Annotated in this window: 7 protein-coding genes and 3 pseudogenes; 6 read left to right on the forward strand and 4 right to left on the reverse strand. The window is 69.1% G+C overall.

The window, feature by feature from the left end:
- Positions 1-94, forward strand: a pseudogene (locus tag ACZ7FF_RS44505) (IS5/IS1182 family transposase); the annotation flags it as partial.
- A gap of 644 nt (positions 95-738) precedes the next feature.
- On the opposite strand, the gene ACZ7FF_RS44510 reads toward ACZ7FF_RS44505, so the two are convergent.
- On the reverse strand, positions 739-906 hold the full coding sequence (locus ACZ7FF_RS44510) for a hypothetical protein (protein ID WP_470820432.1): 168 nt from the start codon (positions 904-906) through the stop codon (positions 739-741).
- Here ACZ7FF_RS44510 and ACZ7FF_RS44515 point away from each other — a divergent pair.
- The gene (locus ACZ7FF_RS44515) at positions 905-1,495 is read left to right on the forward strand and encodes an MBL fold metallo-hydrolase (protein ID WP_470820420.1); all 591 of its coding nucleotides are present in this window, start codon (positions 905-907) and stop codon (positions 1,493-1,495) included. The two genes, ACZ7FF_RS44510 and ACZ7FF_RS44515, sit on opposite strands and share 2 nt — an antisense overlap.
- A gap of 512 nt (positions 1,496-2,007) precedes the next feature.
- On the opposite strand, the pseudogene ACZ7FF_RS44520 reads toward ACZ7FF_RS44515, so the two are convergent.
- A pseudogene (locus tag ACZ7FF_RS44520) lies at positions 2,008-2,088 on the reverse strand (hypothetical protein); the annotation flags it as partial.
- Between ACZ7FF_RS44520 and ACZ7FF_RS44525 the strand changes: the two are divergent.
- From ACZ7FF_RS44525 to ACZ7FF_RS44540, 4 genes and pseudogenes are all read left to right on the forward strand, one after another.
- Positions 2,074-2,211, forward strand: a pseudogene (locus ACZ7FF_RS44525) (hypothetical protein); the annotation flags it as partial. The pseudogenes ACZ7FF_RS44520 and ACZ7FF_RS44525 sit on opposite strands and share 15 nt — an antisense overlap.
- Entirely contained in the window at positions 2,156-2,557 is a 402-nt protein-coding gene (locus tag ACZ7FF_RS44530) for a ricin-type beta-trefoil lectin domain protein (protein ID WP_470820422.1), read from the forward strand. The pseudogene ACZ7FF_RS44525 and the gene ACZ7FF_RS44530, both read left to right, overlap by 56 nt.
- Positions 2,558-2,812: 255 nt before the next feature.
- The gene (locus ACZ7FF_RS44535; protein ID WP_470820424.1) at positions 2,813-4,204 is read left to right on the forward strand and encodes an amino acid permease; all 1,392 of its coding nucleotides are present in this window, start codon (positions 2,813-2,815) and stop codon (positions 4,202-4,204) included.
- A gap of 200 nt (positions 4,205-4,404) precedes the next feature.
- Entirely contained in the window at positions 4,405-4,824 is a 420-nt protein-coding gene (locus tag ACZ7FF_RS44540) for an epoxide hydrolase N-terminal domain-containing protein (protein WP_470820430.1), read from the forward strand.
- Here the strand turns inward: ACZ7FF_RS44540 and ACZ7FF_RS44545 are convergent.
- Positions 4,778-5,401, reverse strand: coding sequence for a DUF1963 domain-containing protein (locus ACZ7FF_RS44545; RefSeq protein ID WP_470820426.1), 624 nt, complete (start codon positions 5,399-5,401; stop codon positions 4,778-4,780). The genes ACZ7FF_RS44540 and ACZ7FF_RS44545 overlap by 47 nt on opposite strands.
- A gap of 308 nt (positions 5,402-5,709) precedes the next feature.
- Positions 5,710-8,337, reverse strand: coding sequence for a hypothetical protein (locus ACZ7FF_RS44550; protein ID WP_470820428.1), 2,628 nt, complete (start codon positions 8,335-8,337; stop codon positions 5,710-5,712).
- Between the last annotated feature and the right edge of the window lie 943 nt (positions 8,338-9,280).

Consider the following 9,280-nt stretch of genomic DNA (forward strand, 5'->3'; position numbering starts at 1 on the left):
CGCCCGACGCGGCATCGAGAACTCCACACACCTGGGCCGACACCGCTGGGTCGTCGAACGCACCATCGCCTGGCTCACCGGCTGCCGGCGCCTGCCACGCGGACGGCACGTGGGACCAGGCAGGGTGGCAGACGCTGCCCGGCACGGGCAACGCGAAGACCTTCGCCGGCAGCGATCTCTCGATCACGGCGGCGCCGGACTACACGCTCCAGATCGCCGCCGTCGGACTGGACGGCAACGTTTGGCACATGACGCAGAACCGGCAGGGCGTGAACTCGGCGTGGGGCATGCCGCACGGGGACAAGAACCAGCCGATGCGGGCCTCCGGGGTCTCGATAGCCGCTCTGCCGGACGGCTCCGCCCAGCTGCTCGCCGTCGGCGCGGACGGCAACACCTACCACACCGTGCGTGCGGCCAACGGCGACTGGAGCCCGTTCGGCGCGGTATCCGGCCCCTGGGGCCGGCCGCTCGCGGCCACCGCTGTGAAGATCACGGGACTGCCGGACGGGCGGACCTACACCCTGGTCGACGCACGCTGACACCGGGAAAGGGGCTGCCGGCACCGGACCGGCTCCGGCAGCCCGCCGCGCCTGCTCACGAGGCGCCGGACCGGACGGACAGGAACCGCGGGCCGGCCGGCCGACCGGCCCGGTCAGGACGGTGCCGGTTCTCGGGGCTCGGTCGGTGTTCCGGCTGCCGGGGTGTAGGGGACGCCGACCCGGGTGGACAGTCCGGAGATCAGCAGTTCCAGCCGTAGTGGAACTCGGTGTCGTGGTCGCTGTCGGCGAGGTAGGGCGCGGCCGCGGCCGGCAGGGGGTCCGTGGGGCTCGCGATGGCCTGGACGCGCTGCTGGACCTGGTCTTCGTCCAAGGTGCCGAGGTAGCGGGCGTAGCCGAGTTCGCGCATGAGCGAGCCGATGGCCCGCCTCCTCGTGCGCCCGGCCCTCGACGCCGAGGAGACCGCCGCCCGGCAGGTCGAGCGCCTCGGATTCCAGCGCCAGGACGTGCGGCACATCGTGCTCACGCACTTCGACGCCGACCACATCGGAGGCCTGTCCGACTTCCCGCACGCGACCGTGCACGCCACCGCTGCGGAGGTGCTCGGCTCGATGATCTCGCCGTCGCGGCGGGAGCGGATGCGCTTCCGGTCGGCCCAGTGGGCGCACGGCCCGAAGATCGTCGGGCATGCTCCGGACGGAGAGAGATGGCGTGGATTCGCCGCGGCCCGGGAACTCGACGCCGTCGCCCCCGGCATCGTGCTGATCTTTCTGCCCGGCCACACCCGCGGGCACGCCTGCGTCGCGGTCGACGCGGGCGAACGCTGGATCCTGCACGCGGGCGACGCCTTCCACCACCCCGGCACGGCTCGACCGAGCCGCTCCGGTGCCCGCGGCCCTGCGGGCCATGGAGGCGGTCGTGGCCACGACCGACGCAAGGTCCGCGACACCCACGCCCGCTTCGCGGATCTCCATCGGCGGCGGAACCCGACCTGGTGATCGTCAACGCTCACGATCCCGGCTGCGTCAGCAGGCCTCACGAGTCCGTTTTCCGCGTGCTTGAGTGGCCCCGCCCTGTCGGGGTGGTGAGAGGAGACGACATGCCAGTGGGTGCGGGCCTGCACCAGCGCGGTGTGGACGCCTTGAACTGATACGGCAAGGGGTACCTGCGGCCAGGCCGGACCGGCAGCCGACGGTGACCGGACCGGTACGGCCACCCGGGCAGTCGCCGCCCCGATGGCCGGCTCTGGCGTGGAGGAGCCCTGGTCTGCGCGCAGGCGGCCACGCGGAGCCGGTTGGGGTCCACCCCGGTGGAGAGGTCTGGGGAGAGTCATGCCAGGAGGGACGCCACGTCGTACCGCCCGGGCGTCAGGCGGTAGGAGGCGACACCGCCAGCGAATCCCACGAAGGTCACCCCCTCGGCGTGAGACAGGGGTGTCCGTCCCTCGTGCACGGTGCCGGCGTTCGTGGTCGGGCAGCCGCAGCGTCGCCGTCGGGTTGGCCGGAACGACCGCGCGGTAGTCCAGCTGGTGGCCGCGTAGCTGCCAGGCGCTCTCGATCTCGCCGTACGGCGAGAGGTGGGTGGCCCGCACCTTCTAGATCCGCCGGGTGGGATCGGGGTGCGGCTGGAGGAAGAAGTGCCGGAAGCCGGGGGGCCAGGTGTCTCGGGCGCGCAGGGACGGCTCGTGGGCTACGGCGGCGGCAGGTGCGTCGACGTCCAGCACGGCAATTCCACCGTGGCCACCCCGGTGCAGATCTACGACTGCAACGGCACCGGCGCACAGTGGTGGACCCTCGGAGACGACCACACCGTCCGCGCACTCGGCAAATGCCTCAACGCCGTCTGGGCCGGTACGGCGAACGGCACCAAGGTCGAGAATCTACGACTGCCTCAACGGCAGCCAGAGCGAGCAGTGGATCCCGCAGGCCGACGGCTCCCTCAGGAACGTCAACTCGGGCAAGTGCCTCGACGACCTCGGCTTCAGCACGGCCAACGGCACACAGCTCGGCATCTGGGACTGCAACGGCGCCGCCAACCAGAAGTGGGTACTGACCCCCTGACCCCCGAACGCCCGAGGGCTGGCAACGCCCGGCCCGGGCACCGTGCCCGCGCACCGCGCCCGCGCGGGGTCCCAGGGCGCTCGACGGCGAGGACCTGGCCGAGGTGGCCGCCGATCACGAACCGGCGGCCACCGCCCCGCAGGACTAGGGATTTCCCCTTCGTGTCCCAGGCTTCGTCGGCGCGAGAGTGGAAGAAAGCCCGTGCCGACACTATGAAGCTGCCGACATCCGTCCCCACGCGCTGGAAGAGATCCGATGGTCCATTCCCTCAGTCACCCCGGCAACGCCGGGAGTGCCACACGTGACCGCCGGGGAACGGGCGGCCCCCGTGGCCGTAAGGGCTTCGGGCTTCCGGCGGCCACGGCTCTGGTGATGGGGAATGTCGTCGGCGGCGGGATCTTCATGCTGCCCGCCTCCGCGGCCCCCTTCGGGACCGTCAGCCTGATAGCGCTCGCCGTAGTGTCCCTGGGCGCCCTCGCTCTTGCCGTGGTGTTCGGTCAGCTGGCGCGGCGAAACCCCAGCACCGGCGGACCGTACGTCTATGCCCGCGAAGCCTTCGGCGACTTCGTCGGATTCATTTCGGCTTGGTCGTACTGGATCACGACATGGGTCATATTCGGGGCGCTGACCGTGGCCGCTGTGGGTTACCTCGGCATGCTGGTTCCCGTACGCGACTCTCTCGCTGGGACCATTGCCGCCGCGCTGCTTCTGCAGTGGATGTCCGCGTTGCCGGCACTCGCCGGAACCCGGGCCATCGGCGCGGTGCAACTCGTCGCCTCCGTCGTGAAGATCATCCCGCTGCTCTTGATCGCCGTCGGTGGTCTCATCCACTTCGACGCCAGCCACCTGGGCCCGTTCGACGCGACGGGCTCCGGGACGATCGGCGCCGTGTCGAGCTGCGCCGCTGTACTGCTCTACACCTACTTCGGCCTCGAGGCCGCCGCTGTCACTGCCGGAGAGGTGCGGGACGCCCGACGCAACGTCGGTCGTGCCACTGTGCTGGGAACGGCCTCGGCTGCCGCGATCTACCTGCTGTGCACCCTTGCCGTGTTCGGGCTTGTCGCCAGTGAGCAGCTCATCACGTCGACAGCGCCCTTCTCGGACGCCGCGAACGCCATACTGGGGGGTACCGGGGCCGGGGTCGCCGTCGCATGCCTCGCCCTGATATCGATCGCGGGCACACTCAACGGGATGTCTCTGCTCGGTGGCCAGGTGCCCCAGGCCGCCGCCTGTAACGGTCTTTTCCCCCGGGTCTTCGCGGCCACACGACAGGGAGTTCCGGTGACCGGAGTGGTCACCGGGACGGCTTTGGTCTCCCTGCTGACGACGTACAACTACGCCACGGGCTCAGAAGGCGCGTTCGAAAGCCTCGTACTCGTCACCACCCTCACGGCCTCCATCCCCTACCTGCTTTCCGTGGCCGCGCAGATTCGCCACCTGTTGTCGGGCAAAAAGCAGGGGGTCGACCGGGTGAGACTGACCCGGGACAGCCTCGTCGCGGCGACGGCCGCGGGGTTCTCGGTCTGGCTCGTCACGGGCGTCGGCTGCACGGCCCTCTACCAAGGACTGCTGCTCCTCGTCGCGGGCGCCCTGGTGTACGCCGGCATGAAGGCCTGCAGACGTCACCACCGGCGATCGGGAGCTTGAGCCGCCGTGCCGGACCGGCCGTCAGCGCGTGCGTGCACGCGCCGACGGCATGCACATCCTGCACGTCGTCCATGACGACGACGCCCCGCGGTGGCCGCTGACGTCATCGAGGGCACGCCGAACGGCATTGCACGTACAAGTCGGGCGGAGGCCTGGCCCGGTGACTCAGCCGCTACGAAGTGTAGCCGTTTCATCACCCTCTGCGTCCACAGCCGTTCCGCTTGCAGATCCCTGATGTCGCGCTGGCCGATCTCCGTGACCGGCTCGCACGGACGCGCCGGCCCGACGAGCCGGCTGGTGAACCCTGGAAGCCGGGCGCAAGTCTCGCCTATGCGAAAGAGCTGGTGCGCTGCTGGGAAAGCGCATTCGAATGGAAGGCTCAGGAAGAGCGCATCAACGGCTTCCTGCAGTACAAGGTCGAGATCGACGGCATCGCGCGGGGACAACGGCGCTTTGGCGTAGCAGAGATCGCCCACACGTTTGCCAGGCTGATGACCGACGTCCTCGGTTACAGGGCGTTCGGCGCGCAGGGCGGCGACTATCGCCGCCACTGGCCGGGGCGGGCTGCGCCGGTCAGCACTGGTAGTCGTAGTAGATCTCGTCGAAGCGGTGCTGCGTGAGGTGTTGGGGCCTGATGAACCAGGAAGTGTCGACACCGTCGTTGTAGTCGTAGAAGGCGGCGAGCATGATCATGGTGTCTTCGTCGGCTTGCGCGCCGTAAGGGCCGCGCAGGTCGCCGCCGGCAGCCTTTTCCACCGACTCGACCTGTACCGGATTTTGGTGTCCACCGATCTGGGCGTCGAAGAGGTCGCTTCCCTCCCACTGGTCGAAGGCCTCGGCAAGCCGGAGCTCGTCGGGGACCGGGTACTCGGCGTCGGTGCAGGACCACTCCAGACGTGATGCGAAGGTTCCGGCCAGGCGCAGGGGCCTGGCGTCGGTGCATTCGGCGCCATGCGGAGCGGAGCGCGGCGCGGTGTCGGCCAAGGCGGGGATGTACAGCAGTTTGACCCCGGCTCCAGCGTCTGTGCCGTGGCCCTTCAAGAAGGTCTCGTCCATCCACTCTCCCCCCGCGGCGCAGTATCGCTCGCTGTCGGCATCTGCCCAGCGGAAGAAGAGCAGGGTGCCGTCTTCGGGCATGTCGAAGTCGAGTACTGCCTGGGGCAGTGCCGCGCAGTCGATGGCGGCCAGATGGGTCATCGGGCCATGTCCCTTGCCATGCCGGACACCGTGGCAGATACCCCTGACATCGGCTTTCTCCTCCCCAGCCGCCTCGTGCACTCACCAAAATGCCCCTGACCAGGAGAAATCGGGTCGTAGTGCCCTCCGGGCACGGCACCCCCGCTTCGCCGGCCGACCGGGAACGATCACCAAGGCTGATCGTTCCCGGACTGCCACCACCGGCTGGAACCTCGAGGGCAGCCGGTTCGTATCGGGCACCTGGCGGCAACAGCGCCACAGTCCCGGATGCCGATCCGGTGCCCGAGGTGGTGATGCCGACCAGGTCCTCAGTGCTGCGTCGCGCCGACCAGCGTGCCGTTCGTGGTGCCCCCGCTCAGTCCGATGGCGAAGATGTGCATCGCTCTGACGCCATTGCCGGCGGATCCCAGCTGGCCGCTGCCGTACGGCAGGGTGATCGAGGCGACGGTCTTGGAGGTGTCGAGCCCGAACTTGGTCGCGTCGACGTACGCCGCGCCGTTGCTCGACGTCCCGCTGGAGGTGTTGCGGTACGAGGTCGTCGCCGCCGTCACGTTTTCCGTCCTGCTGTCGGCGGCGCTGGTCCAGTTCGTGAACGCCAGCGGGTAGGTCGTGGAACTGCCGTCGGTGTAGTTCACGGTGAGCTTTCCCGAGGCGATTCCGTTGGTGCTGGATCCGAGCAGGCCGAGGGTGGTGGCCCCGGGCCGGACGGGCATCAGCACGGTCTGTCCCGCGGCCAGCACGTTGTCGGGCCGGCAGGCCGCGACGTTGGGCCAGGTGAAGCTCATGCCGCCGGCCTGCACGATGGCGCCCGGCGTGATGCCGGCAGAGGCGAGGGCGGTGGCCGAGTAGCTGTAGCCGGCGGTGTCGTAGTCGGCGCAGGACTGGTTGCTGTTCGGGGAGGTTCCGGTGTTGTTGAAGTAGTCGGTGAGATTCGCGGTGGCGGTGACCGGGAAGGCCGCAGAGCCGGAGGTCTGCCCGGCACCGTTGGTCACAGAGATCACTGCGGGGCTGCCGGCGTAGACATGCTGTGATCCGCCTGGCTGCGGCACGGTGAAGCTGATCGAGGTGTCGCTCCACGAGTTGACCGTGACGGGGCCGGCGCCGCCCGTGCTGCCCCAGGTCTTGTCGAGGCTGGCAAGGGTGAGGTGACCCGTGCCCTGGTTCGTGCCGAAGCCGGAGCCGGTGATCGCCACCCGCGCGCCGGCGCCGGCCGGGGTGTTGCCCACGGACGTGATCGCGGGGCCGGTGGGTGCGGTCGTGCTGGTGCCGATCGCGAAGATGTGCTGCTGGCTCCGTCCGATCTCGGTGCTCTTCGGCAGGGTCACGGAGGTGAGGAGCTTGCCGGGATCCACCGGGAGGGCGGCTGCGTAGATGTGGTTGGGGGTGTTGCTGCGGCCGCCGCTGCAGTTGGCGCAGTTGCGGTAGGTCATGGTGGCGGCGACCTGATTCTTGTAGGAGGCCTGGGAAGCCGTCCAGTCCGTCAGGCCGAGGACATGGCTGGTGCTCGTGCCGTCGCTGTAGTTTAGTGTCGCGACGCCCTGGGTGTTTCCCCAGGTGGATGCACCGAGGAAGCCCAGCTGGCGGGTGCCGGCCGGGGCGTTGAGGGTGACCTTCTGGCCTGCGGCGACCGTGTTGTCCGGGAGTCCCGCAGCGCCGGGGTTGGGCCAGGTGTAGGTGATGCCACCCGTGGTGAACGGCTGCCCGGCGTTGATCCCGGCCGTTGACAGCGCCTGTGCCGAGTAGGCGTAGCCACTGCTGTCGACGTTCGCCGCGGACGGCCGGCTGTCGGGGGAGATGCCGGTGTTGTCCGAGGCGGCGGCGAGGCTGCCGGGCTGGACGGCCCGGGTGGAGAAGGCGACCGGCATGACGTTCAGCCTGTAGGAGGCGGCGCCGGACTCGGCGCCTGCGGCGGCGGTGAACAGGACACCGGACGTGCCGTCCGCGGAAAGGAACTTGTTGACAAGGACGGGGTTGTACCAGCCCTGGTCGGGCATCGGGGTCCGCGAGATCTGCTTCCACGGACCCCAGGGGGCCGGTGCCGCGTAGAAGTTGAACTCCGAGGGATGGTAGTTGCTGGGTCCTTGGGGATAGTTCCATTCGGTCATGATGTAGGTGTGCAGCGGAGCATCATAGGTGACGCCGGTCGAACTCAGCTGGCGCGGGGCCGTGATCACGGGCTGTGCATGGTTCAGGTCGGAGGTCCAGGAGCTGTTGCCGGCGTAGTACTGCCAGTCGGAGGCCTTGAGGTTGGCGATCGCGCTCCGCGGCACCCTGCCGAGAATGATGCTGCTGCCGTTGTCCCACCAGCCGTCGTTCGACATCGCGTAGACGTACTGGTCGGATCCGTCCGCTCCACCGGTGCCACCCGGGCCGTACTGGATGAAGGCGGGGGCACCGAAGCGGGCCGGGAAGGTCGGAGTGGTGTAGCACGACTTCTGGATCGGGGTGGCCGAGCTCCAGGAGGACGGGCCGGTCCAGGTGAGGCCGCCGTCGGTGGACTTGAGCAGGCACGACTTGTAGGCGTTCTGCAGCGCGACGGTGTCGTGGGGGTGCTGGTCGCGGTTCACGAAGAGGTAGAGCGTGGTGCCGAGGGCGAAGATGCCCGAAGTCTTCCAGGAGCCCTTGGGGTCGCCGTCGCCCTGATTGTCTCCCCACGTCCCCCAGTCGCGCATGCAGTTGACGTTGGAGACCGTCAGCACGGCGGGGTTGTCGCCAGTGATCCGGGAGACCGTGATGTTCGCCCCGGCGGAGCCACACGCGCCGTTGGCGCCGTTGGTGTCGTCGGTGGTGGCGAACAGTTTTCCGTTGGCGTCCTCGGTCGTGTACCAGGTGTCGCCGGAGGTGGAGCCGTAGGCGACGGGGGCGCCGAAGCCTGCCGTGGTGACAGCGGGCACGGAGTCGCCGACCGCCTGGCTCAGCAGGTTGTCGCTGGTCACGGAGGCCTCGGACGACGCCGGCGCAGCGATCGCGACCGCAGCCAGGACGAGGGCTGAGACCCAGCGGCCCAGCCCGCGGCTTGCGCCGCCGGGTGGACCGGGCACGGCCGGCCGACAGAGAGTGATACGAGATCTCAAGGTGCGCTCCCCACGGATATTCGGGGTCGAAGAGGTGTGAGGTCGAGGCCTGCCGGGGCAGCGGCACGCCGGCCTGATCCCAGGCTGAGCGGCTCGGCGGCGGTTCGATGCAGCGCCGATCTGCCGATGGCGGACTCTTACAGACACACCATGTGTGGTCAAGGCGCGTAAGTCCGAGACGGCGCTTGTGACCAGGTGTCACTTACTGGATCCACAAGCGACAATCGCGCCATCGGGGCCATCACTTCCGTCTGTCTCTTCCCTGGTCTCGCGGAAATCGTCGATCGCCGCCAACGCCCGGGCCCGGCCGAACAGAGCCGAACACCCCGAATACGGTTGACAGTTCCGGTACCAGTCATCACGCGTCCGCGTCACCACGGACAACACCTGCTCCCAGAACCCCACTCAAGCGAACTGCTCACTCCAGATGCACGGTCGGTCCGCATCGGAAGCGCACATCTGACGGCGGATCCGACGGTGACGCAGGACAGGCAACGCACCGGACGCCGCCGCGGAGTTGGAGACCATGAAGCCAGTCGAGAGCACCCGGTCCCGGCCACCGTCGGTGAGCGCCTTGACGACCCGTCTGCCGGCCAGTCGTCGCGCGCCGCGATCACCAGAACGGCGGCTATCACGACATCAGTCCTTCGCTGCGGGGGATGGAGTCAGCTCGCCCACCGGGCCTGCCGTGCCGATGGGGAGTGTCCAATGACGGCGGATCCGATGATCAAGGAGACGCCTGAAATGAGCGAGACCATCAGCGAGCACGAGACGGTGGAGGAGCCGGTCGTCGAGTCGGCCGCGG

The organism is Streptomyces sp. NPDC037126, from assembly GCF_055605965.1.

Coding starts and splice junctions, on each gene's coding strand:
- ACZ7FF_RS44515 (WP_470820420.1), top strand. CDS start 905: ATGAGCGAGCCGATGGCCCGCCTCCTCGTGCGCCCGGCCCTCGACGCC.
- ACZ7FF_RS44545 (WP_470820426.1), bottom strand. CDS start 5,401: ATGACCCATCTGGCCGCCATCGACTGCGCGGCACTGCCCCAGGCAGTA.
- ACZ7FF_RS44510 (WP_470820432.1), bottom strand. CDS start 906: ATGCGCGAACTCGGCTACGCCCGCTACCTCGGCACCTTGGACGAAGAC.
- ACZ7FF_RS44535 (WP_470820424.1), top strand. CDS start 2,813: ATGGTCCATTCCCTCAGTCACCCCGGCAACGCCGGGAGTGCCACACGT.